The sequence below is a fragment of the Streptomyces sp. NPDC104367 genome, from assembly GCF_055583825.1.
Genome location: NZ_JBVJND010000015.1, coordinates 57535 through 82435 on the forward strand (window position 1 = coordinate 57535; position 24901 = coordinate 82435).

The window sequence follows — 24901 nt, forward strand, 5'->3', positions numbered from 1 at the left end:
TCATGTGCGAGTACTGCGGCTGCCAGGCGCTGGAGTCCGTCGACCAACTGACCCTGGAGAACGAGGCGGTGGTGAACCTCGTCGGCCGGGTCCGGGACGCCCACCGGATCGGCGAGGTGGCCCGCATGGCGGAACTGGCCCGCGAGATCGCCGCCGTGCTCGCCCCGCACACCGAGGTGGAGGAACAGGGACTGTTCCCCGCCCTGGCCGCCGAGGCCCCCGAGAAGATCGCCGCCCTGGAGGCCGAACACCGCCGATTCGAGGCCGTGTTGGCCGAGGCGTCGGGACCTTTCCTGGCCGACCGCACCTGGCCGCGACGCCTCGTCGACGCCCTCGCCCTGCTCCGGGCGCACATCGTCGAGGAACAGGACCGAGTCTTCCCCGCGGCCCTGGCCCTGCTGGACATCGAGCAGTGGGAGACCGTGGAGAAGGTCCGCACCCGGGTCGGCACGGGCCTGGCCCAGCCCCTGCCGCCACGCTGAGCCGGCCCCACTCTCCCGTCTCCCGCGCCGGGACGCCCCCGGTGTTCTTACCCACCTGAAGGCGCGGGTTCAGTGAGCGAGCCGGAGATCCGCGAGGACCTCGAAGCCGCTCCCGCCGGCCGACCGGCCCTGGCCGTGACCGGCCCGCGACGGACGATGACGGCACCGCCGTACGGAAGACGGGACCGCCGTACGGCCGAAGGGGCTGTCGGACGTACCGCTCCGGCAGCCCCTCGTGGGTGCGGCGGTCACGGCTGGACGGGCATGCTCCAGCAGTTGGAGGTGGCGGCCTTGCCCGCGAGCCGGTCCGTCAGCCAGTTCACGGCGTCGCCCTGGTCGGTGAGCAGCGGGGCGAAGTGGTTCAGGAGCGCGCTGCCGACGTCGGGCAGGACGACGGCCTTGTAGGTCACGTCGCCCCCCTTGTCGCACCAGTCGACGGCGAGCTGCCGGGCCTGGGCGTGCGGAACGAGGTTGTCGCTGACGCCCGTTGCCAGCCGGACCGGCCCGGACGGCTTGAGGGTGCCGATGCGCTGGCCGGCCAGGAACGACGTGAGCTCGGGCGAGCCGGCGATGATGTCGCTGATGGACTCGCCGTCGGTCGTCCACCTGGTGCTCTTCGCGTAGCCGTAGCCGAAGAGCGCGTCCCCGACGCACATCGTCGACAGATCGGCGAGGGCGGCCTTTCCGGCGGCGTTCAGATGCGCCTCGGCGATGGGCTTCAGCGCGGGGTCCGCCTGGAGGAAGCCGTTGAGCGACCAGCCCAGCGCGCCGGCCAGTTCGCTGCCGTCGATGGCCTCGGTGACCGCGGTCAGATCGGCGGGCGGCGCACCCGCGTAGGTGCCGGAGAGGGTGACGTCGGGGGCGTAGGACGCCTGGAGTTCGGCCGCGGCGGCGGTCGCTCCGCCGCCCTGGCTGTAGCCGAACAGCCCTACGGGAGAAGCGCTGGTGACGGAGGCGCCGTCGACCGCTCGGGCGGCCCGGACCGCGTCCAGCACCGCGTGGCCCTCGTCGACGCGGTTGACGTAGGTGTGCAGGCGGTCGGTCGCGCCGAGTCCGACGTAGTCCGTGACGACCACCGCGACGCCCTTGGCGAGGAGGCGGTAGGCCGCCAGGTCCTCGTAACCGACGGACGTGGTCTGGCCGTTGATGGTCAGCGGGTGTTCGAGCCCCAGGGACGCGGCGCACTGGTCGCCCTGGCCCATGGTGCCCGGCGCCAGCGCCACCAGCGGCCGTGGTCCGTCGCCCTGCCACTTGGCGCTCGGCTCGATGTAGGCGCCGGTGACGGCCACCGGCTGGCCGTTGGAGTCCGTGGACTTGTACATCAGGCGCGTCGCCGTCCCGGGCAACGGGCCGTCCAGTCCCGGCAGGCTGAGGGCGAGCGTGAGGGGTTCGGTGCGGATCAGGGTGCCGTTCGCCGAGGGCAGGTCGGTCGGCGGGTTGTAGAACGCGGGGATGGTGACGCCCCGGGAGACCACCTCGTCCGCCGCCGAGGCGGCGGTGTACGAGAGTGCCTGGGCGCCGAGGCAGGCGGCAGCGGTGACTGCTGCTGCCAGCAGCCTTCTGCGTGCGGGCATGGCGAACCTCCTGTGATGCGGCCGGCAGAGAGGTGCACAGCGGAATGCGGCAGGTGAGCAAGGCCGTCCCATGGGCCGGCTCACGCCGCTTGGGGGGTGGGTCGCCAGAACTTTACGCACGAGTAAGTTACTCGTGGTAGCAGTATGGAGGTTACGGTTCGGTAATTTGACAGCTTGTCTAATTGCGTGCCGGATCGTTGCCGCTTCGTCGACGCGCGCGCCCTGACCTGCGGGTTCTCGTTGCTTGTGAAGGTCCGGTGCCGGAGCGCGACCTCGCCCGAGCCGCGGCGGACGGGCGTCAGGACTCCGGGAGGGATCCGTCGAGCCGGTCGGGACGGTGGGCTGATACAACTGCCTCGGCGGCGGTGCACCGGCCCACGCCGTCGGCGTCCGCCGCAGCCCGGCCGGTTCGAGGGACGGACACCGCCCGCGGGACCGGTACCGCCCGAGGGGACGCACCTGCTCCATGCCGTACATCACCGTCGACCACTCCCCGCTGCTCACCCGCTCCTTCGACCGGCGGGCCTTCGCGGCGGAACTCCACCCGATGGTGCTCGACGGCAGTGGCTCGGCCGGCACCTGCAAGACGCTGTTCCGCGAGGCGGCCGCGGTCCACCTCCAGGACGGGCCCGACGGCGGAACCTTCTTCGCGCACGTCGAGGTCGGCCTGCTCCCCGGACGCTCCGACGAGGTCAAGGCCCGGCTGTCCGAGGACGTCCTGGCCCTGCTGGAGAAGCACCTGCGCGCCGCCGTGACGGAAGCGGTCGTCTGCTCCGTGGAGGTGCGCGACCTGTCCGCCTCCTACCGGCTGGGGACGGGATGAGCGGCCACCGCGCACGACCGCAGGCCGCCGGCACCCGACGGGCCGCCGTCTGACCTGCCGCGCGCGGCCACCCGCACGCGTTCCGTCGCCCCGGCGCCGTACAGTGCCGGTGGTCTTCACCTTCCGTCCGTACGACGAGCAGGAGTCACGACGATGACGTACGCGGCCGACCACTCCGACGCCCCGAGGTACGGCTTCGTCGGCCTCGGTGTGATGGGGCAGCCGATGGCGCTCAACCTCGCCCGCGCCGGCACCCCGCTCGTCGTCTGGAACCGCTCGGCCGGGCGGACCGAGGCGCTGCGCGCCGCCGGGGCCGTGGTCGCGGGAAGCGTCGAGGAGGTCTTCGCCCGCGCGCGTGTCGTGATCGTCATGCTCCTCGACGAGACGGTCACGGACACCGTCCTGGGCCGCGGCGGCCCGGCCTTCCGCACGCTCGTCGCCGACCGGACCGTCGTGTCGATGGGCTCGACGGCACCGGAGTACGCGCGCGGGCTCGCCGCCGACATCCGGGCCGCGGGCGGCCGCTTCGTCGAGGCGCCGGTGTCCGGGTCCCGCAAGCCGGCCGAGGCGGGCGAACTCGTCGCGATGCTCGGCGGCGACCCGGAGACGGTCGCGGAGGTACGGCCGCTGCTCGCCCCGATGTGCCGGGAGACCGTCCACTGCGGTCCGGCCGGGTCCGGGGTGCTCATGAAGCTGGCCGTCAACCTGTACCTGACCACGACGGTCGCGGCGCTGGCCGAGTCCGTCCACTTCGCCCAGCGGCAGGGCCTCGACCTGGAGATCTTCGGTTCCGTCATCGACTCCGGCCAGCTGGGCAGCGGCATCACCCGGGTCAAGGTCCCGATGCTCGCCGCCCACGACTTCACCGTGCAGGCCGCCACCGCGGACGCCTACGCCGGCACCCGGCTGATCGCCGACGCGGCCCGCGCGGCCGGCATCGCCACGCCCCTGCTCGACCTCGGCAGCGAGCTCTACGGCGAGAGCGTGCGGCTGGGCAACGACCGCCTCGACATGACCTCGGTGCTCACCGCGATCGAGACCCGCACGGACACCGCACCGGCAGCCGCCACGAGCTCACCGGCAGTTGCCACCGGTTCACCGGCAGCGGCCACCGGCTCGTCGGCAGCCGCCACGAGTTCACGGACAGCCGCCACGAGCTCACCGGCAAAGGCCACCGGTTCACCGGCAAAGGCCACCAGCTCACCGGCAGAGACCTCCGGCCCGCTCGCAGCGGCCTCCGGCTCACCGGCAGAGACCTCCGGCCCGCTCGCAGCGGCCTCCGGCTCACCGGCAGAGGCCACCGACTAGGCTCCGGGCATGCGCATCTCCGTCTCCTCCGACATGGACGAACCCGTCGCCCGCCTCCTCGTCGAGGAGCTGCGCCGCCGGGGCCACGACGTGCGTACCCACGGTGCCCTGGAACCAGGGGCCGACCCGCAGTGGGCGGTCTGCTCGGAAGCGGCCGCCCGTGATGTCGCGACCGGCGCCGCCGACCAGGCGGTGGTGTGCTGCTGGACCGGCACCGGTGCCTCGATCGCCGCCAACAAGGTGCCCGGCGTGCGCGCGGCCCTGTGCACGGACGCCTACACCGCCGACGGCGCTCGCCGCTGGAACGACGCCAACGTGCTCGCCCTCGGTCTGCGCCTGACCTCGCAGCCCGTGCTCAAGGAGATCCTCGACGCCTGGTTCACGGCCGAGCCGAGCCAGGACGCCGAGGATCTCGGGAACGTGGCCCGTGTCGGTCGCCTCGACACGGGCCGGGGGAGCGGCTGAACGACCGCGCGGTCAGTGGGCGCCCAGCCCGCCGCCGCCGAACGAGCCGCTGGAGCCCGGGCTCCAGCGCGGCCGGTCCGTGGACTCGCTCGGCCTGGTCTGCTGGTTTCTGAGATCGTACGGGGTGAGCGGACGACCGCCCTTGGGCGTCACGGGAACCTCTTCGGACACACGGTTCTCGCGTATCTCGTGCACCGCGCCCTCGGGTGGCAGATGCGGCTGATCCTCGGGGCGCGGCCGGAGCGACTCGCGGTACTTGACCCGATTGCCCAGCCAGAAGCCTCCGGCGAGGATCGCCAGTACGGCCACGGCCACCAGGAACAGGGCGATACTCATCAGGCCGCTCGGGGCGGCCATCTGCATCGATTCCGTACTCATAGCAAGGGGATACCCCGCCCAGAACGGTACGAACCGGACGCATTCGGTCGTCGGGCGCACACAGGGTGTGCGCACCGGGCGGTGTCCGGAGTCCGTGCCGGGCGGTCGGGGCCGTGCCGGGCGGTCGGGGTCCCCGTGCCAGGTGGCCGGGATCCGTGCGTGCCGAGGTGTTTGGGGCGGTCCGGCCCGGCTACCCGGACGGCGTGACCCGGCAGACGTCCCAGCAGGAGCTGTACCGCTTCCTGGAGGACCGCTTCGCGTGCGCACAGGCCTGCGCGGAGTGCGCCCGCGTCTGTGCGCTGCGCGCCGGAGCCCTCGGTCACGGCGACGCCGAACGGGAGCGGGCGCGCCGGATGGGCGTCATGTGCGCCGAGGTGTGCGACGCGACCTGCCGGACCCTGGCCGAGGAGCGCGGCCGGAACGAGGCCGGTCTGCGCGTCCAGCTCGAATGGTGCCGGAACGTCTGCCTCGAATGCGCCCGGGTCTTCGACGCCCACCCAGCCGCCGACGCGGCGGCCGCCGCCTGCCGTGCGTGCGCCGCCGCCTGCGCCGACTTCATGGCGGGCCTTTCCTGACCCGGTGACGCCGTTCCGGGATTCTCGTGCGCGGGGACTTCCCCTTCCGTCTATGTCAGGTAACCTGACATAGCTCCCGACGAAGAGAGACCGGAGGTCAGTCATGACCATCGAGTACGCCACCAGGTACCGCTCGCGCTCGTTCATCCCGCCGGACCCCGCAAAGCCCTACTTCATCGAGAAGGGGATGGGGGACCGGGTGCACCTGTTCGGCGACCTCTTCACCATCTACGCCGGCGGCGAGCAGACCGAGAACACCTTCAACTTCTTCACCTGCGACGGACCCAAGGGCGACATCATCCCGGCGCACACGCACGCGGACACCTACGAGGTCTTCTACATCACGCACGGAGCGGTGCGGCTGTTCGTGGAGGACCTGGAGGGCGAGCAGTACGAGAAGCTGCTCACCCCCGGCGACTTCGGCTTCGTGCCGAAGAACTGCCCGCACTCCTACCGCATGGAGCGCCACCACTCCCAGATCGTCGGCGTGGCCGCCGGCCCCGGCGGCGGCAACTTCGAGCGGTTCTTCGAGGCCATGGGCACGCCGACCGACGAAGTCACCATGCCCGCCAGGCCGTTCATACCCGAGCCGAGCAAGTTCGCCACCGTGCCCAGGGAGTTCGACGTGCGCTTCCTGCCCTGGCACGAATGGCGCACCGGGAGCTGACCGCCGTGCCCTACGTGAAAGCGCTCCTGGCGGGCGTGCTGGTGGGAGCGCTGTACACCGTACTGCGCGTGAAGTCCCCGGCACCGCCCCCGGTCGCCCTCTTCGGACTCCTCGGCATGCTGGCCGGCCAGGCACTGCTGGCGGCGCTGTGAGCGCCGCCTCCGCCAGGTCCCTCGCCTTCCTGCGCGCCGCGGCCCTCTCCTTCGCCGCCGGACTGGTCATCGGCGCCGTCTACTGGGCCCTGGACGTCCGCTCGCCCGCCCCGCCCCTGCTCGGGCTCACCGGTCTGGCCGGCATCGTCGCCGGGGAGCGTGCCGCGTCGGCGGTCCGCTCCCGGCTGGACGGTCCCGGCACGATCTGCCGGCGCACGCCCGCAGGCCCCCCTTCCCACGAGGACCCCGCTCATGAACACGCAAGCTGACGGCCCCGGACTCGTCGACGTCCACGCGCACTTCGTCACGGACTCCTACGTCCGCCAGGCCCGCGCGGCCGGTCACGAGCTGCCCGACGGCATGCCCGGCTGGCCGACCTGGTCGGCGCGGGCACACCTGGAACTCATGGACCGCAGCGGTATCGACACCGCCGTGCTGTCCGTGTCCTCACCGGGCGTGTACTTCGGCGACGCCGGTGCCGCCCGCGCCCTGGCCCGCGAGGTCAACGAGGAGGGCGCCCGCGTGGTGCGCGAACACCCGGACCGCTTCGGCCTGTTCGCCTCGCTGCCGCTGCCCGACGTCGAGGGCGGCCTCGCGGAGATCGCCCACGCCTTCGACGAACTCGGCGCGGACGGCGTCGTCCTGGAGACGAACACCCACGGTGTCTACCTCGGTGACGAGCGACTGGAGCCGGTCTTCGCCGAACTCGCGCGCCGCCGGGCGGTGGTCTTCCTGCACCCCACCTCACCGGTGTGCTGGGAGCGGTCCGCGCTCGGCCGCCCCCGCCCCATGGTGGAGTTCGTCTTCGACACCGCCCGGACGGTCGCGGACCTGCTGTGCGCCGGAACGCTGGAACGCCACCCCGGACTCGAGGTCATCGTGCCGCACTGCGGCGGCGCGCTGCCCGTACTGGCCGACCGCCTCAACGGGTTCATGAAGCTGTTCATGGGGGCCGGACCGGACGCACCCGACGCCGTCGCCCAACTGCGGCGGCTCCACTACGACCTGGCCGGCCCCGCCTTCCCCCGGCAGGTCCCCGCCCTGCTCGGCCTGGTCGAACCCGAACGGCTCCTCTACGGCAGCGACTACTGCTGGACCCCGGCCCCCGCGGCCCGGGCCCACGCCGAGTCCCTGCGCACCGAGCCCTCCCCGGTACCCGGCACCACCTGGCCGGCCCTCACCACGGCCAACGCCAGGGCCCTGCTGCCCCGCCTCGCCCGCTGACCCGGATCGGAGACCCCAGTGCTCTCGGCGAACGCGCCCTTCCCCGCCGACGGGACGCCCCCGTACGACCCGGCGACCCTGCCCCTGCCCCCGGCCGCCCACCCCGACCCCGGAGTACGGCTGCTGCGCGCCGCGGTCTACGACGTGCCCGAGGGCAGCAGACCGCTGGAGCTGGACCTGTGGCTGCCGGCCGAGGCCGCCGGGCCCGTGCCGCTCGTCGTCTTCGTGCACGGCGGCGCCTGGCGCACGGGCCTGCGCGACGACCTCGGGCCCCGCTTCCAGGGCTGGGCCCCCGGCCCCTTCGCCCGCCTGGCGCGCGCGGGGTTGGCCGTCGCCTCGCCCGACTACCGGCTCACCGGCGAGGTCACCCACCCCGGCCAGCTCCACGACCTGCGCACCGCGCTGACCTGGCTGCACACCCGGGCCGCCGACCTCGGCGTGGACACGGCCCGCACCGTCCTGTGGGGCGAGTCGGCCGGCGGACACCTCGCCGCCCTCGCCGCCCTGACGCCCGGTGACCGGCCCGAGGGGCTCGTGGTGCGGGGCTGCGCCACCTGGTACGCCCCGACCGACCTGGCCGGCCTGGCCGAGGACCAGCCGCCGGGCGCCTTCGACCCGGCCGACCCCGGGACCCCGGAGGCGCTGCTGATCGGGGGCGCCCTCACCGACGTACCGGAACGGGCCCGGGAGGCGAGTCCGGTCCGGCACGTCACGGCGGGCGCGCCGGACTTCCTCGTCCTGCACGGCACCGAGGACCGCCTGGTGCCCTACGCGCAGAGCGAGCGGCTCGTCACCGCGCTGCGCGACGCGGGGGCCCGCGCGGACCACCGGCCGGTGCCCGGGGCCGACCACCTGTGGCTGGGGATCGGGGAGGACGAGGTGGAGCGGTGCTTCACCGCGACCCTCGACTTCGCCGCGCGCTGCGTCGGAAGGGGATAATCCGACTCGTCGCCGACCATTCGAGGAGCCATGAGTCATCGGTCCGCCAACGTCCCGCAGCTGTTCTCCGAAGCCAGGCGCTGGTTCGAGGACGCGCTCTTCGCGAGCATGGAGGCGGCGGGGGAGCAGCCGGTGACCACCGCCCAGGCCTCGGTCTTCGCGATGCTGGACGTGGAGGGCACCACCGTCTCCGAGCTGGCGCGCAGGATCGGCGTCACCCGCCAGACGGCCCACCAGGCGGTGCACAGCCTGATCGGCATGGGGCTGCTGAGGCAGGTCCCCGACCCCGAGTCCGCGCGCCGGGTGCTGATCCGCACGACGGACGACGGGCAGCGCGTCCACGAGCGGGCGCAGGCCACGATAGGGCTCATCGAGTCGGTCCTCGCCGAGCGGATCGGCCGGCCGGCCGTCGACGCGCTGCGCCACGCCCTGACCGCCGACTGGGGCGAGCCGCCGTTCGTCGCCGCCCCCTGAGGCGACGGGTCCGGCACCGCCCCCGTCACCGATGCCTGGCATCGTGAACGCGGGTTTCCGCCGGGCCTTCCGGGTGCCTAGCGTGACAGGAGTTCCGCACCGGCAACCCGAAAGAGGAGCGCCCCCATGAGCCAGCCGCCGCGCCGGATCGTCACCGGTCACGACGAGACGGGTACCTCCGTGTTCCTCTCCGACGGCCCGCCGCCCGTCATCCGGACCGCTCCCGACGGCGCCGCCTTCTACGAGATGTGGAACACCGACTCCGTGCCGGCCCCCCTCGCCCCCGCCGCGGCCGCCGAGCCCACCGAGCGCGACCTGACGGTGCCGCCGGCCCCCGGCGGCACCAAGATCCGCGTCAACGAGTTCCCGCCCGGCTGCGTCTCCCCGATGCACCGGACCCGGACCGTGGACTACGGCATCGTCCTGGACGGCGAGGTCGTCCTCGTCCTCGACGACTCCGAGCGGGTGCTGCGCGCCGGGGACGTGGTGATCCAGCGCGGCACCGACCACCGCTGGGAGAACCGCACGGACACCGCCGCCCGGATGGTGTTCGTCCTGGTCGACGGCTTCTTCGACGAGTCGCTGCTGAAGCTGCTCGGCGCCGGGGTGACCGACTCCCTCCTCGGCAGCCCGCTGGCCGCCGACGAGTCCTGAGGGAGGCCGTCCGTGACATCCCGGACCACGTCCACGACCGGGCGGCTCGCGGGAAAGGTGGCCCTGATCTCGGGCACGGCCCGCGGCCAGGGGCGGGCCGCCGCGGTGCGGTTCGCCGCCGAGGGAGCGGTCGTCGTCGGCGGCGACCTGCTGCACGAGGGCGCGCTGGAGACCCAGCGGATCGTCACCGGGGCGGGCGGCACCGCCCTCACCCCCGGCCCGCTGGACGTCACCGACGAGGACTCCGTCCGGGCCTGGGTGGCGGCGGCCGTGAGCGCCTACGGCCGGGTCGACGTCCTCTACGCCAACGCCGGCGCCGTCCGCTTCGGGGCCGTCGACACCCAGCCGTACGCGGACTTCGCCTTCACCCTGCGCGCCGAGCTGGACTCCGTGTGGCTCGCCGCGCACGTCGCCTGGCCGCATCTGGTCCGCAGCCGGGGCTGTGTGCTCACCGTCGGCTCGACCGCCGGACTGACCGGCTCGCTCACCAACCGGCGCACCGCCCACTCGGCGTCCAAGGGTGCCGTCATCGCCCTGACCCGGCAGCTCGCCGCCGAGGGTGCGCCGCACGGCGTCCGCGCCAACTGCGTCAGCCCCGGAATGATCGACACCGAGGGCTCCCGCGGCGACCTGCTCGCCGACGACCACCCGATGCGGACCATCGGCCGCCACATCCCGCTCGGCCGGGTCGGCCGCCCCGACGAGGTCGTCAACGCGGCGGTCTTCCTCGCCTCCGACGAGGCGTCCTACGTCACCGGAGCCAACCTGGTCGTCGACGGCGGCTGGTCGACCGTACTCCCCGGCTGAACCGTTCGCCGGGAGACCCGTCAGGACGGACCCGGGCACGCGCCGCCATTCCCAATTTCTGGAACACGTTCTACGGTGTGCGCCGTCAGGACCGCCCTTGGGGAGCCTGGAGGCGCCGTGCACCTCGACCACACGCCCGAGCAGCAGCGGCTGCGCACCGAGCTGCGCGCCTACTTCGCCGGCCTGGTGCCGGACAACGCCTACGCCCGCTACGCCGACCCGGCCGCGCAGAAACGCTTCTACCGGGAGACGGTCCGGCGGCTGGGCACCGACGGCTGGCTCGGGGTGGGCTGGCCGAAGGAGTACGGCGGGCGCGGCCTGACCGCGATGGAACAGTTCATCTTCTTCGACGAGGCCGCCCAGGCGGGCGTCCCGCTGCCGCTCATGGCGCTGAACACGGTCGGCCCGACGATCATGCGGTTCGGCACCGAGGAACAGAAGGCGTACTTCCTGCCGCGCGTCCTGTCCGGCGAGATCGACTTCGCCATCGGCTACAGCGAGCCCGACGCCGGCACCGACCTCGCCGCCCTGCGGACCAGGGCCGTCCGGGACGGCGAGGAGTACGTCGTCGACGGACAGAAGATCTGGACGACCAACGGCGACACCGCCGACTGGGTCTGGCTCGCCGTCCGCACCGACCCCGAGGCCCCGCCGCACAAGGGCATCACCATGCTCCTGGTGCCGACCACCGACCCCGGCTACTCCTGCATGGTGATCAACACCCTCGCCTCCCACGACACCACCGCCAGCTACTACGAGAACATCCGCGTCCCCGTCTCCCGCCGGGTCGGCGAGGAGAACCAGGGCTGGCGGCTGATCACCAACCAGCTCAACCACGAGCGGGTCACCCTCGCCGCCCACGGCACCATGGCGATCCGCGCCCTGCACGACGTCCAGCGCTGGGCCATGGAGACCAAGCTCGCCGACGGCCGCCGGGTGATCGACCTCGCCTGGGTCCGCCGCGACCTCGCCCGCACCCACACCCGGCTCGACGCCATGAAGCTCCTCAACTGGCAGATGGTGAGCGCCGTCCAGGACGGCACCCTCACCCCGCAGGACGCCTCCGCCGTCAAGGTCTACGGCTCCGAGGCCCGCCGCGACGCCTACGCCTGGCTGATGGAGGTCGTCGGCGCGGCCGGCCCGCTCAAGGAGGGATCGGCCGGTGCCGTCCTCCACGGCGACCTGGAGCGCGGCTACCGCTCGGCGGTCATCTTCACCTTCGGCGGCGGCAACAACGAGATCCAGCGCGAGATCATCTCCTGGATCGGACTGGGGATGCCGCGGGTCCGGCGTTAGCCTGCCCCCATGGGCGCCGACCCCGGACTGTTCACCCCGGCCTCCGTCACCTGGCAGGTGCACGGAGACCCGATGATGTGGGTCGCCGGCATCCGCGCGCTCTACCTCCAGGCCCTGCACCCGCGCGTCGTGCGCGGTGTCATGGAGAACTCCGACTTCCGGCGCGACGCCTGGGGCCGGCTGTTGCGCACCGCGAGCTTCGTCGGCACGACCACCTACGGCACCACCGAGGCCGCCGAGCGGACCGGGGCCCGCATCCGGAGGATCCACGGGAAGCTGGGCGCCACCGACCCCGAGACCGGCGAGCGCTACGCCGTCGACGAACCCGAACTCCTGCTGTGGGTGCACTGCGCCGAGATCGACTCCTACCTGCACGTCGTGCGCCGCTCCGGCTTCCCCCTCACCGACGCCCACGCCGACCGCTACCTCGCCGAACACCGCGTCAGCGCCCGCCTGGTGGGCCTCGACCCGGACACCGTGCCCGGCGACCGGGAGGAGATGGCCGCCTACTTCGAGAAGGTCCGCCCCCTGCTCGCCGCCGGAGCCGACGCGCACGCGGTGGACGACTTCCTGCTCCGTCCGCCGACGCACCCGCTCCTGGTACCGGCGCGCGAGGTGCTGTGGCGGCGCGTGGCCGCACTGGCGTACGCCTCGCTGCCGCCGTACGCCCACGAGCTCTACGGCAGACCGGCCCCCGAACCCGCCGTCGTCACCCGCCGGCTGCGTGCCACCGGCACCCTGCTGCGCCGCGTTCCCGCACGTCTGCGCTGGCAGCTCCCGCCCAAACACATCCTGCGGGCCATGGCGAGGCTCGGTCCGGACGCGCGCCCGGCACCGTACAAACTCGGGCATTAGGCCGCCATACTGGACGAGTAGGGGGTGTCCCGGACACGGCCATCGCGGCGCGGTCGCACCGTTGTGGCGGCCCGGGGCGGGCGGGGCCGGGGACGACGGGGGGCGACGGCGCGCGATGGCTGACAGCAGGCTGGTCCAGGGCCGGTACCGGCTGCTCGACCTGATCGGGCGGGGCGGCATGGGCGAGGTGTGGCGCGCCCACGACGAGTCCCTGGGCCGCCAGGTCGCGGTGAAGTGCCTCAAGCCGCTCGGCCCGCAGCACGACCAGGCCTTCACCCGGGTGCTGCGCGAGCGCTTCCGCCGCGAGGCGAGAGTGGCCGCCGCGCTCTCCCACCGCGGGGTGACCGTCATCCACGACTTCGGCGAGTACGACGGTGTCCTCTACCTGGTGATGGAACTGCTCGACGGCCGCGACCTCAGCCGGCTCCTGGAGCACGGCGGACACCGGCCGCTGCCCGTCGGTGACGTCGTCGACATCGCCGAGCAGGTCGCCGCCGCCCTCGCCTACACCCACCGGCAGGGCATCGTGCACCGGGACCTCAAACCCGCCAACATCGTGCGGCTGACCGACGGCACGGTGAAGCTCTGCGACTTCGGCATCGCCCGCCTCGGCCACGACATCGGCTTCACCTCCCGGCTGACCGGCACCGGGATCGCCATGGGCACCCCGCACTACATGTCCCCGGAACAGATCGGCGGCGCCGAGGTCGACCAGCGCAGCGACCTGTACTCACTGGGCTGCGTGCTGTACGAGATCGCCACCGGGGCACCGCCGTTCGACCTGGACGACGCCTGGGCGATCCTCGTCGGCCACCGCGACACCCCGCCCGCCCCGCTCCGCGACCGCCGACCCGAACTGCCCGGCTGGTTCGAGCGGATCGTCCTCGACCTGCTGGCCAAACGCCCCGGACAACGGCCCTACGACGCTCAGGAGCTGGGCCGCCGGATCAGCTCCGGGCGGGCGACGTCCACGTACGTCCCCACCGTGGTGGCCGCCCGACCGGGGCTCGGGACCCCGGAGCAGGCCGGCCGGCGGGACCGGCTGCCGGCCTGGACCCGGTCCATGACCACCGGCCCCAAGGCGACCGGCGCCGCCCTGCGCACCACCCCGCCCGACCCGGGCGCCGGACTCACCGCAGAGTGGACCGCGCGCGCCGCCACCGGCGTCGCGGAGCCCCCGCCCACCGTCCCCAGCCCCACCCCGGAGGCCGTCGCCGCCCTCGCCGGCCGCCACAACGCGGGGCTCAGCCTGGGGCGGCTCGGCCGCTGGGCCGAGGCGGGCGACGTGCACCGCGCCGTCGCCGCCGAACGCGCCCGCCTGCTCGGCGCCGACCACCCCGACACCCTCGCCAGCCACTACGAGATCGCGTTCACCCTCAGCCGCACCGGCCGCGCCGCCGACGCCCTGCGCGCGTACACCGAGGTCACCCGCGTCCGCGAGCGGGTGCTCGGCACCGAGCACCCCGACACCCTCGCCGCCCGCCAGGAAACGGCCTACGTCCTGGGCCAGTTGGGCCGCCACCTCGACGCCCACCGGACCTACACGGCCGTACTCGCCGTCCGGCAGCGGCTGAGGGGCCCCGACCACCCCGACACCCTGCGCTGCCGCCACAACCTCGCCTTCAACCTGGGCAGACTCGGCCGCCTGGAGGACGCGTACCGGATGGCCCACGACGTGGCCGCCGACCGGGCCCGCGTGCTCGGCCCGCAGCATCCCGACACCCTGGTCACCCGCTTCGAGGTCGCCTACGCGCTCGGTCGGCTGGGCCGCTGGCCGGAGGCGCTCCAGGCCTACCGCGAGGTCGCCGAGGCCCGTGCCCGCGCCCTCGGCCCCGACCACCCCGACACCCTCGCCGCCCGCTACGAGGCCGGCATCAGCCTCGGCCGCCTCGGCCGCAGCACCGACGCGCTCGCCGTCTACCGCGCCCTGATCGACGACCGCACCCGCGTCCAGGGCCCCGCCCACCCCGAGACCCTGCGCGCCCGCCACGGCCTCGGCGTCAACCTGGGCCGCCTGGGCCGCTGGGAGGAGGCGCTCGCGGAGGCCCGGGACGTGTGCGCCGTCCGTGAGCGGGTGCTCGGCGCCGACCACCCCGACACCCTGGCCAGCCGGCGCGAGGTCGCCGTCGGCCTCGGCTGGCTGGGCCGCTGGGCGGACGCGCTGACCGAGTACCGGCGCGTGGCGGCCGCCCGCGAACACGTCCTGGGTCCGGACCACCCGGACACCCTGGCCGGCAGGAACGACGAGGCACACTGCCTGGAGCAGCTGGGCCGCGGCCCGGAGGCGGTGGAGCTGTACCGCAGAGTCGCGGCCCGACGCCGGCAGCACCTGTCCGGCGGACGGTAACGAGACGCGCGCCAGAGGCGCGCGGGGTACCGCGCGACCAGCCACACCCGGCCCGCACCCGCAAACGGCGCTCCCCGGCACGCCTCTGTCCCGCATAGATCATCATGTGTTACGAAGAGTCATGCCCCCTGCCACCGAAGCCCCCCGGACCTACGACGCGATCATCGTCGGCGGCGGCCACAACGGCCTGGTCGCAGCGGCCTACCTCGCCCGCGCCGGCCGCACCGTACTCGTGCTGGAGCGCCTCGGCCGCACCGGCGGTGCCGCCGTCTCGACCCGCCCCTTCACCGGCGTCGACGCACGGCTGTCGCGCTACTCCTACCTCGTCAGCCTGCTGCCGAGGAAGATCGTCCGCGACCTCGGCCTGAACTTCCGCGTCCGCGGCCGGACCGTCTCGTCGTACACCCCCGTCGAGCGCGCCGGCCGGCCCACCGGACTGCTGGTCGGCGGCGGCGAGCGGCGCATCCGCGAGGCCTTCGAGCGGCTGACCGGCGGCAAGACGGAGTACCGGGCCTGGCAGCGGTTCTACGGCATGACCGGCCGGGTCGCCGAACGGGTCTTTCCCACGCTCACCGAGCCGCTGCCCTCGCGCGCCGACCTGCGCGCCCGGATCGACGACGAGGAGGCCTGGCGGGCGCTGTTCGAGGAGCCGATCGGCGTCACGATCGAGGAGAACTTCGCCGACGACCTGGTGCGCGGAGTCGTCCTCACGGACGCGCTGATCGGCACCTTCGCCGACGCCCACGACACCTCGCTGCGCCAGAACCGCTGCTTCCTCTACCACGTCATCGGCGGCGGCACCGGTGCCTGGGACGTACCGGTCGGCGGCATGGGAGCCCTCACCGACGCGCTGGCCGCCGCCGCGCGCGCGGCGGGCGCGGTGATCGCCACCGGGCACGAGGCGGTACGGATCGACACGGACGGCCGCGGCGCCGAGGTCGCCTACCGCACCGCCGACGGCGAGGGCATCGCCGCCGCCCGGCACGTCCTGGTCAACGCCTCCCCGAGGGAACTCGCCGCCCTCACCGGCGACCCGGCCCCGGAGCCCGCCGAGGGCGCCCAGCTCAAGGTCAACATGCTGCTCAAGCGGCTGCCCAGGCTGCGCGACACCGCCGTCGACCCGCGGGAGGCGTTCTCCGGCACCTTCCACATCGCCGAGGGCTACGAGCAGCTGGCCGCCGCCCACGCCCAGGCCGCCGCGGGCGCGCTGCCCGACGCCCCGCCCTCGGAGATCTACTGCCACTCCCTGACCGACCCCACCATCCTCGGCCGTGACCTGGCCGCACGCGGCTACCAGACCCTCACCCTCTTCGGTCTGCACACCCCCGCCCGGCTCTTCGCCGACGACAACGACGGCGTACGCGGCGAACTGCTGAAGTCCACGCTCGCCCAGCTCGACACCCACCTCGCCGAGCCGCTGGCCGACTGCCTCGCCCTCGACGCGGACGGCCGCCCCTGCATCGAGGCCAAGACCCCGCTGGACCTCGAACGCGACCTGCGCCTGCCCGGCGGCAACATCTTCCACCGCGACCTGTCCTGGCCCTACGCCCAGGACTCCACCGGCCGCTGGGGCGTCGAGACCCGCCACCCCAACGTGCTGCTCTGCGGAGCGGGCGCGGTCCGCGGCGGAGGCGTGAGCGGGGTCCCGGGGCACAACGCGGCGATGGCGGTGCTGGCGGGGGAGTGACGACGCCAGAAATCTGACGGAGCATCAGAAAAGCTCTTCCGTCGGTCGCGTGACTGCGGCATCCTGCGCCCATGCAGACGGAGCTGAGCAAGACCCTGGGAGTCGAGCACGCCGTCTTCGGCTTCACGCCGTTTCCCGCCGTCGCCGCGGCCATCAGCCGGGCCGGCGGCTTCGGAGTGCTCGGCGCGGTCCGCTACACCGCCCCCGACGACCTCAAACGCGACCTCGACTGGATCGAGGCGCACGTGGACGGGAAACCGTACGGGCTCGACGTCGTCATGCCGGCCAAGAAGGTGGAGGGCGTCACCGAGGCCGACGTCGAGGGGATGATCCCGGAGCCGCACCGGCAGTTCGTCAGGGACACCCTCGCCAAGTACGGCGTGCCCGAACTCGCCGCGGGCGAGGCCTCCGGGTGGCGCATCACCGGATGGATGGAGCAGGTCGCCCGCACCCAGCTCGACGTCGCCTTCGACTACCCGATCCGGCTGCTCGCCAACGCCCTCGGCTCCCCGCCCGCCGACGTCATCGCCCGCGCCCACGACCGGGACGTCCTGGTCGCCGCGCTCGCGGGCAGCGCCCGGCACGCCGTCAAGCACCGGGACGCGGGCATCGACATCGTCGTGGCACAGGGCTACGAGGCCGGCGGCCACACCGGCGAGATCGCCACCATGGTGCTCACCCCCGAGGTCGTCGAGGCCGTCGCCCCGCTGCCCGTGCTGGCCGCCGGCGGCATCGGCAGCGGGCAGCAGGCCGCCGCCGCGCTCGCCCTCGGCGCCCAGGGCGTGTGGCTCGGCTCCCTGTGGCTGACCGCCACCGAGGCCGACCTCTCCTCGCCCGCCGTCACCCGCAAACTGCTCGCCGCGGGCTCCGGCGACACCGTCCGCTCCCGCGCCCTGACCGGGAAGCCCGCCCGCCAGCTGCGCACCGAGTGGACCGACGCCTGGGACGCCTCCGACGGACCCGGCACCCTCCCCATGCCCCTTCAGGGCCTGCTCGTCGCCGAGGCCCTCACCCGCATCCAGAAGTACGAGGTCGAGCCGCTGCTCGGCACCCCCGTCGGCCAGATCGTCGGCCGGATGACCGCCGAACGCAGCGTCCAGGACCTCTTCGACGACCTCACCCGCGGCTTCGAGAAGGCCGTCGACCGCATCAACCGCATCGCCGGAAGGAGCGGCACATGACCAGCACGCCCCCCGCCGGATTCTGGGCCCAGGCCACCCACGACCCCGACCGCGAGGTGCTCGTCGCACCCGACGGCGAGGAGTGGTCCGCCGGCCGCCTGCACGCCGCCGCGAACCGGCTCGTCCACGGACTGCGCGCCGCCGGCCTGCGCCGCGGCGACGCCTTCGCCGTCGTCCTGCCCAACGGCGTCGAGTTCTTCACCGCCCACCTGGCCGCCACCCAGGCCGGCTTCTACCTGGTCCCCGTCAACCACCACTTCGTCGGCCCGGAGATCGCCTGGATCGTCGCCGACTCCGGCGCCAAGGTGCTCCTCGCCCACGAACGCTTCGCCGGCCCCGCCCGCCGGGCCGCCGACGAGGCCGGCCTCCCCGCCACCCACCGGTACGCCGTCGGCACGGTCGAGGGCTTCCGGCCGTACGCCGAACTCCTCGACGGGCAGCCCGACTCGGCGCCCGCCGACCGCGAACTCGGCTGGGTCATGAACTACACCTCGGGTACGACGGGACGCCCGCGCGGCATCCGCCGCCCGCTGCTCGGCAAACTCCCCGAGGAGGCCTACCTCGGCGGCTTCCTCGGCATCTTCGGCATCCGCCCGTTCGGCGACGACGTGCACCTCGTCTGCTCGCCGCTGTACCACACCGCCGTACTCCAGTTCGCGAGCGCGTCGCTGCACATAGGCCACCGCCTGGTCCTCATGGACAAGTGGACCCCCGAGGAGATGCTGCGCCTGATCGACGCGCACGGGTGCACGCACACCCACATGGTCCCGACCCAGTTCCACCGCCTGCTCGCCCTCCCCGAGGACGTGCGCGCACGCTACGACGTCTCCTCCATGCGGCACGCCATCCACGGCGCCGCCCCCTGCCCGGACCACGTCAAGCGGGCGATGCTCGACTGGTGGGGGCCCAGCGTGGAGGAGTACTACGCGGCCAGCGAGGGCGGCGGCGCCTTCGCCACCGCCGAGGACTGGCTGAAGAAGCCCGGTACGGTCGGCAAGGCCTGGCCGATCAGCGAACTCGCGGTCTTCGACGACGACGGCAACCGGCTGCCCGCCGGCGAACTCGGCACCGTCTACATGAAGATGAACACCGGCGGCTTCTCGTACCACAAGGACGAGGCCAAGACGGCGAAGAACCGCATCGGCGACTTCTTCACCGTCGGCGACCTCGGCTACCTCGACGAGGACGGCTACCTCTTCCTCCGCGACCGCAAGATCGACATGATCATCTCGGGCGGGGTCAACATCTACCCCGCCGAGATCGAGTCGGTGCTCCTCTCCCACCCCGCCGTCGCCGACGCGGCCGCCTTCGGCATCCCGCACGACGACTGGGGCGAGGAGGTCAAGGCCGTCGTCGAGCCGGCCCCCGGACACGCAACCGGCCCCGATCTCGCAGCCGCCCTGCTCGCCCACTGCGGTGAGCGGCTCGCCGGCTACAAACGGCCCAAGAGCGTCGACTTCATCACCGAGATGCCCCGCGACCCCAACGGCAAGCTGTACAAGCGACGGCTGCGGGACCCCTACTGGGAGGGGCGCACCCGGCAGGTGTGACTCACGCGGGCGGCTCGGGACGGGTCGCCAGGAACCCGGCCAGGCCGGTGGCATCGGTGCCGGCCTTGCGGTACACGCGGGACAGCAACTGCCGCACGCCCTGTTCCCTGAGCCCCAGTTCCTTGGCGACCACCGCCACCGGGTGGCCCCGGGCGGTCAGTTCGGCGGCCCGTGACTCCTGCCCGGTCAGCGTGTCCTCCTGCGCGTAGCGCAGCGGCAGCGGACGCAGCCCCGCCGCGGACAGTTCCTCCCTGGCCCGCGCGACGAGCGCCTCGGCCCCGCAGTGGACGGCTCCTTCGAGTCCCTGGTAGAGCCGGTCGGCCGCCTCCTGGAGGCGGCCGTTGCGGGACAGCGCGGCACCGTGGCCGACCTGTGCGCGGGCGAGTTCGTAGGCGGCGGGCGACTGCTCCAGCTGCCCGACGGCCTCGGCGTACAGCTCGACGGCCGCCGGCCCGCAGGTCACCTCGGCGAGGGCGTGCAGGGCCTGTCCGACGGCGGAGGCCGCGCCGAACTCCCGGGCGCGCCGCACCGCGTCCCGGGCGTGACCGACCGCCTCCTGCGGGGCGGTGGGCGCGAGCGCGGCCGCGAGCCGCGACTGCCAGGGGCACCAGGCGGGGTTGCGCCAGGCCCGCGCGTCCAGCCACTCCCCGACCGCGGCCAGCAGCCGGGCCGCCTCGGCGTGCCGGCCCTCCGCCAGGAGGAGTTCCGCGCGGACGACGCGCGGGTCGGGGTAGATCACGGCGTTCGGAGTCGTCTCGCCGAAGCCGTACGCGTCGGCGATCGAACGCGCCTCGGCGACGCGCCCGCGGGCGAGCTGGATCTGGATCATGATGCCGATGGCGAACCACTGGGCGGGCACCGCCCCTTCCACCTTGGCGGCGATGCCCAGCCCCTGCCGGACGAGCTCCTCGGCGTCGGCGAGGCAGCCGCGGCGGTAGCGGATGTAGCCGGCCAGGGTCCGGCCGAGGGCCAGGTGGGAGCCGCACCACCCCTTGGCCAGGCACGAGGCGATGCCCTCGGCGAACAGCTCCTCGGCCTGGCGCGGCTGGTCGCCGTACATGAGGACCAGCGCGACCGAGGCGGGCACCTCGAAGCCCCGGTTCTCGGCGGTCCACCCCATCCCGCCCTCCAGCGCCTTCCCGGCGTAGGCGAGGGCGGTCTGCCGCGGTTCGCCGCGCATGACGGCGTCCCAGGCCCGCAGCCCGAAGATGTAGCGCTCCTCCAGGCTGTGCCCGGGCAGCTGGGCGGCCAGCCGCGCCAGGGTCCGGGAGCGCGCGGGGGAGTCGCGGTCGTCGGCGCGGAACATGCCCCAGACGAACCGGTCGGCCTGCATACGGAGTTTGACCCGCGGGTTCGTGGCCCGCCGCGCCTCCTCGGTGGCCACCCGCACCGCCTCGGCCAGCTGGTCGGTGTGGGCGAGGGCCTGCGTCAGCCGGAAGACGATGGACGCGCGCAGGTCCGGCTCGACATCGGGTTCCGCCAGCGCCCGGCGCAGGTGCCGGACCGTGGCGGTGGGCTCGATCAGGAACGTGGAGCAGGCCAGCTCGTGCAGGATCGCGGCACGTTCCTCGGGGCGCGGCGGTTCCTGGAGCGCGCGGGTCAGCAGCCGCTGCGCCGCCTCGGTGGCGCCCGCGCGGAGGTAGGCGCGGGCGGCCTCGCGCAGGCATTCCACCGTCTCGCTGTCGCCGTCGCAGGGGACTTCGAGCAGATGCCGGGCGGCGGCGACGGGACCGTGACCGGCGGCGAGGACCGCATGGGCCGCCGCGTCGTGCATACCGGCCCGGAAGTCGGTGCCGATGGACGCGTAGATCGTCGTGGCGATCAGCGGATGGACGAACTCGAGTTCCCCCTCCCGACTGTGACTGTCCGTCAGGATGCGGGCCGCGCGCAGCTTCCCGATCGCCTCCTCGGCGGCCTTCTCGCCGAGCACCGCGACGGTCGCGGCGAGCTGCGCGGAGAAGGGTGAGCCCAGTACGGCGGCCGTGTGCGCGAAGCGGACGGTCGGGGTCCCGAGTCTTTTGAGCCGTTCGATCAGACCCGGGCCCTTGATCTCCGCCGCCAGTTCACGCATCGCCGGCACGTCGTCCCCGGTGCCGCGCAGGTCCCGCTCCGCGAGTCCGATGGCCAGCTCCACCGCCTCGAAGGGGCTCCCGCAGGTCGCCGACCAGCACTCCCCGCAGAACCCGTCCTCGGCGGCCGCGCCGATCTCGCTCCTGACGATCCGCGCCACCCCGTCGGGACTGAGCAGGGCCAGGTCGTGGGGGCGGCTCCCGTGATCGGCGACGAGCGTGCGCAGCCCGCCCGCTTCCGGCGGCAGGCCGTCGGAGCGGTAGGCGACCACGATCAGCAGCGGCAGGTCCTCGACCCGTGAGGCGAAGGAGACCAGCCAGCTCAGGGACTCGGGGTCCGCCCAGTGCACGTCGTCCACGAGCAGGACCACGGGCGCCTGCTGGACGGTGAGACGCGTCATGACCCAGTCGAGGCCGTCGCGGACCCCGGTCGGGTCCGGGGCGGGGGCGGAGCCGCCCGCCTCCAGACCGAGCACGGCGGCGACGGTGTCGTACCAGCTCCCGAGGAAGGCGCGGAGTTCCTCCTCGCCCATGCGGGCCAGCGAGGGCTGCATCAACTGGCGCACGACACCGAACGCCGACCGCTGCTGGGACTCGCCGCCCCGCCCCGACAGCACGGTGAAGCCGTGCGCGACGGCCCGGGCGCGGGCTTCCGTCATGAGCGCCGTCTTGCCCAGCCCGGCCTGCCCGGTCAGCGCGAGCAGCCCCCGGCGCCTGGCCCGCGGCACACCGTCGGTGGTGCGCCGCAGCTCCTGGAAGGCGGCGTCGAGGGCCTCCAGTTCCCGGCGGCGTTCGATCAACGTCGGCCGGTCCGTGAGCGATCGCCGAGGCTCCGTCGCCATGTGCCGTACCGCTTTCTGTCGTTCGGCCCGGGGCAGCCGAGCGTACGCCCCGAAGAGGCGACAGAGGGCGGTTTGGGCACCATAGGGTGAATCGTGAACTGTGGGCGGGACAATGTCCGCTCATCGGGTAAGAGGTTCGAATGGCCCCGTGCGCCGACGCGCGGCTGTCCGGCCGCCGCTACGGCACGGCGGGCACCCGGGTCGCGTCCGCGTACCGCGGCACGGTGCGGGACCAGTGGTAACACCCCTGGATCCAGCCGGTCATGCCCTCCACGTAACCGGCCGCGGCGGGGCTCAGCTCCGGCCCGACCTCGGCGCGCAGGCGCTCGAACTCCGCGATCGTGTCGTTGATCTGCCGGACGGCCAGGAGGACGGCGTCCTGGAGCGAGCAGTTGTGCTCGTGCCGACGGGCCAGGGCCAGGTTGATCATTCCGCCCGTGCGCTCTTCCTTGACCGCGGAGAACAGGTCGGGTATCCACACCGCTGCGTCGGCCGACAGCCTGCCGAGCCGCTCCACGGCCGGGTGATGGAGTTCGCCGGGGGAGAGTTCGTGGGGCTGGGCGGCCTCGCACAGCGGGTGGAACGGCTCGACGCCCGCGGTCAGCGAGCGGATCGAGGCGCAGTCCCCGGGCCGCACGAGGCGGGGCTGGGCCTGGGCCACCGCCTCGTACAGCAGGCCGTGCACGTATTCGCGGCTCTTCCAGGCCCAGCGTGCGGCCTGCGCGGGCGTGCACCGTTCCCGGACCTGCCGGTGGAGGTCGGCGAGGGCGGCCCCGAGCGGGGTGCGGGGCGGCCGTCCGTCCCGCAGGATCTCCACGCTCTCGTGCAGCATGGGCAGCAGCCGGCCCGGTGAACACCGGCCGACCTCCTCCGCCAGGTCGTCGAAGACGAACTGGTAGGCGATCTGGGCGGCCACGATCTCCAGCAGGCCCGCGTCGACGGCGGGGCTGGTGAGGGAGGCGAGCTCGGCGGGGCGGGTGCGGGCGATCATCGTCGCCGTGTCCGGCTCGTCCATCAGCCCCCGGGCGGCCAGCCACGCGTCCACGGCGGCCGTCGCCGCGGCTTCGTGGGGGTTGCGCCGGACGGGGAAGGGCGCGCGGAGGTGGGCGTCGATCAGGTCCCTGAGGCTGGAGCCGGACGCCCCGTCCGGTGCGCCGACGGCCCTCTCGTCATGCGCTGTCGACAACGTCATCACCTGTCGATCGGGAGTCGGCGGAGCGGGGGCGGACTTCGCAGGTCATGACCAGGGAGCGCGGGCCCAGCGTGATCGCGGGGCGCGGGGGCCGCGGGGCGTACCCCGGCGGATGCCGCAGCCGGCGGCGCGCCGCGATGGTCGCGAGCGCCAGGGTGACCTCCACCATGGCGAACTCGTCACCGAGGCACTTGCGGCTGCCCGCGGCGAACGGCAGCATCGCGCGGCGCTGCGCGGCGCCGGCCCGCCCCGGCAGCCAGCGGCCGGGGTCGAAGCGCCCGGGGTCGGGGAACGACGCCGGATCGTGGTGCAGGAGGTAGGGGCTGTAGAGCACGGTCGCGCCCTCGGGCAGCCGGCGTCCGGCGAGTTCGGTCTCCCTCGTGGTGACGCGGGTGAAGAGCCAGCCTGGCGACGAGTGGCGCAGCGTCTCCAGGACCACGCAGCGGGTGTGGAGCAGGCGCGGCAGGTCCCCGGCGCCGGGCCGGCGGCCGTCGGCGAGGACGGTGTCGAGTTCGGCGTGCAGCAGGCGCTCCGCCTCCGGGTGGCCGGCCAGCAGGCCGAAGGCCGACGCCAGGGTCAGCGCCGAGGTCTCGGCGCCGGTGAGCAGCAGGGTGATCAGGTGGTCGTGGATCTCCTGGTCGCCGAGCGGCGCCGCCGCGCCGGCGCCGTCCGCGGCCGCCAGCAGCGTGCCCAGCACGTCCTCGCGGGCCGGGCCCCCGCGCCGCCCGGCGATGACGGTGTCGATGATCGTGTGCAGGCGGGAGAGCGCGTGCCGGTAGCGGCGGTTGGCGGGGGCGGGCAGGCGGAACAGGGCGTCGATCGGCAGCACCGTGCGGACGAGGAGACCGCGGACGACGTCGGCGAGACAGTCCCGCACCTCGGCGCCGGTCGTGTCGTCCAGCGAGTCGGAGAGCAGGACCCGGCTGATCACCCGCGTCGTCAGGGTCAGCATGGCCTCCGTCACGGGCACCGCCCGGTCCGCCGGCCAGGCCCGGCACACCGCCTCGGCCTCCTCGGCGACCAGGTCCGCGCAGGCGGCGGCACGGGAGGGCCGGAAGTCCGGCTGCAGCAGCCGGCGCTTCTCCCGGTGCGTCGACCGGCGGCAGGTGACGAGGCCGTCCCCCATCAGCTTCCCGAGCCGGTCGTAGAGCGGGCCGCCCTTGTCGAAGGTGCGCGGATCCCCCAGCACCTCGTGGGTGAGGTCCGGGTCGCACACCATCCAGGCGCGCCGGGGTCCGAGCCGTATCCCGACCAGATCGCCGTGCGCGCGCAGGGAGTCCAGAAAGGCCAGCGGCCGTCGGTACAAGGCGATACCGTGCCCGAGGAACGGAAAGGCGCCGGGAGCCGTACCCGTCGTCCA

General features: G+C 73.8%; 24 protein-coding genes. 19 read left to right on the forward strand and 5 right to left on the reverse strand.

The window, feature by feature from the left end; all coding sequences use genetic code 11:
• The first annotated feature begins 2 nt into the window (after positions 1-2).
• A complete protein-coding gene (locus tag ACZ619_RS23085; protein ID WP_469601892.1) occupies positions 3-482 on the forward strand; it encodes a hemerythrin domain-containing protein in 480 nt (159 codons plus the stop codon).
• Positions 483-730: 248 nt separating this feature from the next.
• Here ACZ619_RS23085 and ACZ619_RS23090 read toward each other — a convergent pair whose 3' ends face one another.
• Complete coding sequence (locus ACZ619_RS23090) at positions 731-2056, reverse strand: lipase family protein (RefSeq protein WP_469601895.1); 1326 nt, start codon at positions 2054-2056, stop codon at positions 731-733.
• Positions 2057-2522: 466 nt separating this feature from the next.
• Between ACZ619_RS23090 and ACZ619_RS23095 the strand changes: the two genes are divergently transcribed.
• The 3 genes from ACZ619_RS23095 to ACZ619_RS23105 all read left to right on the forward strand — a co-directional run bounded on the left by ACZ619_RS23095 (position 2523) and on the right by ACZ619_RS23105 (position 4652).
• Positions 2523-2879 carry a 5-carboxymethyl-2-hydroxymuconate Delta-isomerase gene (locus tag ACZ619_RS23095; RefSeq protein ID WP_469601897.1) on the forward strand — a complete coding sequence of 119 codons (357 nt, stop codon included), beginning with the start codon at positions 2523-2525 and terminating at the stop codon, positions 2877-2879.
• Between the two features lie 153 nt (positions 2880-3032).
• Complete coding sequence (locus tag ACZ619_RS23100) at positions 3033-4187, forward strand: NAD(P)-dependent oxidoreductase (protein WP_469601900.1); 1155 nt, start codon at positions 3033-3035, stop codon at positions 4185-4187.
• Positions 4188-4196: 9 nt separating this feature from the next.
• Entirely contained in the window at positions 4197-4652 is a 456-nt protein-coding gene (locus tag ACZ619_RS23105; RefSeq protein WP_469601903.1) for an RpiB/LacA/LacB family sugar-phosphate isomerase, read from the forward strand.
• Between the two features lie 12 nt (positions 4653-4664).
• Here ACZ619_RS23105 and ACZ619_RS23110 read toward each other — a convergent pair whose 3' ends face one another.
• Positions 4665-5030, reverse strand: coding sequence for a DUF6479 family protein (locus tag ACZ619_RS23110; protein ID WP_469601906.1), 366 nt, complete (start codon positions 5028-5030; stop codon positions 4665-4667).
• A gap of 203 nt (positions 5031-5233) precedes the next feature.
• Between ACZ619_RS23110 and ACZ619_RS23115 the strand changes: the two genes are divergently transcribed.
• The 15 genes from ACZ619_RS23115 (at position 5234) to ACZ619_RS23185 (ending at position 19438) form a co-directional block, all read left to right on the forward strand.
• Positions 5234-5605, forward strand: a complete 372-nt coding sequence (locus ACZ619_RS23115) for a four-helix bundle copper-binding protein (protein ID WP_469601909.1) — start codon at positions 5234-5236, stop codon at positions 5603-5605.
• A 103-nt stretch (positions 5606-5708) separates the two neighbouring features.
• The gene (locus ACZ619_RS23120) at positions 5709-6272 is read left to right on the forward strand and encodes a quercetin 2,3-dioxygenase (RefSeq protein WP_469601912.1); all 564 of its coding nucleotides are present in this window, start codon (positions 5709-5711) and stop codon (positions 6270-6272) included.
• 5 nt (positions 6273-6277) lie between these two features.
• A complete protein-coding gene (locus ACZ619_RS23125) occupies positions 6278-6424 on the forward strand; it encodes a DUF1427 family protein (RefSeq protein ID WP_469601915.1) in 147 nt (48 codons plus the stop codon).
• On the forward strand, positions 6421-6693 hold the full coding sequence (locus tag ACZ619_RS23130; protein WP_469601918.1) for a XapX domain-containing protein: 273 nt from the start codon (positions 6421-6423) through the stop codon (positions 6691-6693). The genes ACZ619_RS23125 and ACZ619_RS23130 overlap by 4 nt, the downstream gene beginning before the upstream one ends.
• The gene (locus ACZ619_RS23135) at positions 6677-7648 is read left to right on the forward strand and encodes an amidohydrolase family protein (RefSeq protein WP_469601921.1); all 972 of its coding nucleotides are present in this window, start codon (positions 6677-6679) and stop codon (positions 7646-7648) included. The genes ACZ619_RS23130 and ACZ619_RS23135 overlap by 17 nt, the downstream gene beginning before the upstream one ends.
• A gap of 18 nt (positions 7649-7666) precedes the next feature.
• A complete protein-coding gene (locus tag ACZ619_RS23140) occupies positions 7667-8587 on the forward strand; it encodes an alpha/beta hydrolase fold domain-containing protein (protein ID WP_469601924.1) in 921 nt (306 codons plus the stop codon).
• A gap of 30 nt (positions 8588-8617) precedes the next feature.
• Entirely contained in the window at positions 8618-9061 is a 444-nt protein-coding gene (locus ACZ619_RS23145) for a MarR family winged helix-turn-helix transcriptional regulator (protein ID WP_469601926.1), read from the forward strand.
• Positions 9062-9187: 126 nt separating this feature from the next.
• Complete coding sequence (locus ACZ619_RS23150; protein ID WP_469601929.1) at positions 9188-9715, forward strand: cupin domain-containing protein; 528 nt, start codon at positions 9188-9190, stop codon at positions 9713-9715.
• A 12-nt stretch (positions 9716-9727) separates the two neighbouring features.
• The gene (locus ACZ619_RS23155; RefSeq protein ID WP_469601931.1) at positions 9728-10522 is read left to right on the forward strand and encodes an SDR family NAD(P)-dependent oxidoreductase; all 795 of its coding nucleotides are present in this window, start codon (positions 9728-9730) and stop codon (positions 10520-10522) included.
• A 117-nt stretch (positions 10523-10639) separates the two neighbouring features.
• A complete protein-coding gene (locus ACZ619_RS23160) occupies positions 10640-11818 on the forward strand; it encodes an acyl-CoA dehydrogenase family protein (protein WP_469601934.1) in 1179 nt (392 codons plus the stop codon).
• A 9-nt stretch (positions 11819-11827) separates the two neighbouring features.
• A complete protein-coding gene (locus ACZ619_RS23165; protein WP_469601937.1) occupies positions 11828-12673 on the forward strand; it encodes an oxygenase MpaB family protein in 846 nt (281 codons plus the stop codon).
• Positions 12674-12788: 115 nt separating this feature from the next.
• Positions 12789-15020 carry a serine/threonine-protein kinase gene (locus ACZ619_RS23170; protein WP_469601940.1) on the forward strand — a complete coding sequence of 744 codons (2232 nt, stop codon included), beginning with the start codon at positions 12789-12791 and terminating at the stop codon, positions 15018-15020.
• Positions 15021-15141: 121 nt separating this feature from the next.
• The gene (locus ACZ619_RS23175; protein ID WP_469601943.1) at positions 15142-16707 is read left to right on the forward strand and encodes a phytoene desaturase family protein; all 1566 of its coding nucleotides are present in this window, start codon (positions 15142-15144) and stop codon (positions 16705-16707) included.
• 71 nt (positions 16708-16778) lie between these two features.
• Positions 16779-17888 carry a nitronate monooxygenase gene (locus ACZ619_RS23180; protein WP_469601946.1) on the forward strand — a complete coding sequence of 370 codons (1110 nt, stop codon included), beginning with the start codon at positions 16779-16781 and terminating at the stop codon, positions 17886-17888.
• A complete protein-coding gene (locus tag ACZ619_RS23185; RefSeq protein WP_469601948.1) occupies positions 17885-19438 on the forward strand; it encodes an acyl-CoA synthetase in 1554 nt (517 codons plus the stop codon). Before ACZ619_RS23180 ends, ACZ619_RS23185 begins: the two co-directional genes overlap by 4 nt.
• Before the next feature lies 1 nt (position 19439).
• Here ACZ619_RS23185 and ACZ619_RS23190 read toward each other — a convergent pair whose 3' ends face one another.
• From ACZ619_RS23190 to ACZ619_RS23200, 3 genes are all read right to left on the reverse strand, one after another.
• Positions 19440-22349 (reverse strand): ATP-binding protein, encoded by a 2910-nt coding sequence (locus ACZ619_RS23190; protein ID WP_469601950.1) that lies wholly within the window; start codon positions 22347-22349, stop codon positions 19440-19442.
• Between the two features lie 178 nt (positions 22350-22527).
• Positions 22528-23535, reverse strand: coding sequence for a (-)-alpha-amorphene synthase (locus ACZ619_RS23195; protein ID WP_469601953.1), 1008 nt, complete (start codon positions 23533-23535; stop codon positions 22528-22530).
• Positions 23519-24847, reverse strand: coding sequence for a cytochrome P450 (locus ACZ619_RS23200; protein ID WP_469601956.1), 1329 nt, complete (start codon positions 24845-24847; stop codon positions 23519-23521). Before ACZ619_RS23200 ends, ACZ619_RS23195 begins: the two co-directional genes overlap by 17 nt.
• Between the last annotated feature and the right edge of the window lie 54 nt (positions 24848-24901).

What these genes read in the sequence shown, in the direction of transcription:
- ACZ619_RS23085 (WP_469601892.1), top strand. Translation starts at nt 3, where the DNA reads ATGTGCGAGTACTGCGGCTGCCAGGCGCTGGAGTCCGTCGACCAACTG.
- ACZ619_RS23090 (WP_469601895.1), bottom strand. Translation starts at nt 2,056, where the DNA reads ATGCCCGCACGCAGAAGGCTGCTGGCAGCAGCAGTCACCGCTGCCGCC.
- ACZ619_RS23095 (WP_469601897.1), top strand. Translation starts at nt 2,523, where the DNA reads ATGCCGTACATCACCGTCGACCACTCCCCGCTGCTCACCCGCTCCTTC.
- ACZ619_RS23100 (WP_469601900.1), top strand. Translation starts at nt 3,033, where the DNA reads ATGACGTACGCGGCCGACCACTCCGACGCCCCGAGGTACGGCTTCGTC.
- ACZ619_RS23105 (WP_469601903.1), top strand. Translation starts at nt 4,197, where the DNA reads ATGCGCATCTCCGTCTCCTCCGACATGGACGAACCCGTCGCCCGCCTC.
- ACZ619_RS23110 (WP_469601906.1), bottom strand. Translation starts at nt 5,030, where the DNA reads ATGAGTACGGAATCGATGCAGATGGCCGCCCCGAGCGGCCTGATGAGT.
- ACZ619_RS23120 (WP_469601912.1), top strand. Translation starts at nt 5,709, where the DNA reads ATGACCATCGAGTACGCCACCAGGTACCGCTCGCGCTCGTTCATCCCG.
- ACZ619_RS23135 (WP_469601921.1), top strand. Translation starts at nt 6,677, where the DNA reads ATGAACACGCAAGCTGACGGCCCCGGACTCGTCGACGTCCACGCGCAC.
- ACZ619_RS23145 (WP_469601926.1), top strand. Translation starts at nt 8,618, where the DNA reads ATGAGTCATCGGTCCGCCAACGTCCCGCAGCTGTTCTCCGAAGCCAGG.
- ACZ619_RS23150 (WP_469601929.1), top strand. Translation starts at nt 9,188, where the DNA reads ATGAGCCAGCCGCCGCGCCGGATCGTCACCGGTCACGACGAGACGGGT.
- ACZ619_RS23165 (WP_469601937.1), top strand. Translation starts at nt 11,828, where the DNA reads ATGGGCGCCGACCCCGGACTGTTCACCCCGGCCTCCGTCACCTGGCAG.
- ACZ619_RS23170 (WP_469601940.1), top strand. Translation starts at nt 12,789, where the DNA reads ATGGCTGACAGCAGGCTGGTCCAGGGCCGGTACCGGCTGCTCGACCTG.
- ACZ619_RS23175 (WP_469601943.1), top strand. Translation starts at nt 15,142, where the DNA reads ATGCCCCCTGCCACCGAAGCCCCCCGGACCTACGACGCGATCATCGTC.
- ACZ619_RS23180 (WP_469601946.1), top strand. Translation starts at nt 16,779, where the DNA reads ATGCAGACGGAGCTGAGCAAGACCCTGGGAGTCGAGCACGCCGTCTTC.
- ACZ619_RS23185 (WP_469601948.1), top strand. Translation starts at nt 17,885, where the DNA reads ATGACCAGCACGCCCCCCGCCGGATTCTGGGCCCAGGCCACCCACGAC.
- ACZ619_RS23190 (WP_469601950.1), bottom strand. Translation starts at nt 22,349, where the DNA reads ATGGCGACGGAGCCTCGGCGATCGCTCACGGACCGGCCGACGTTGATC.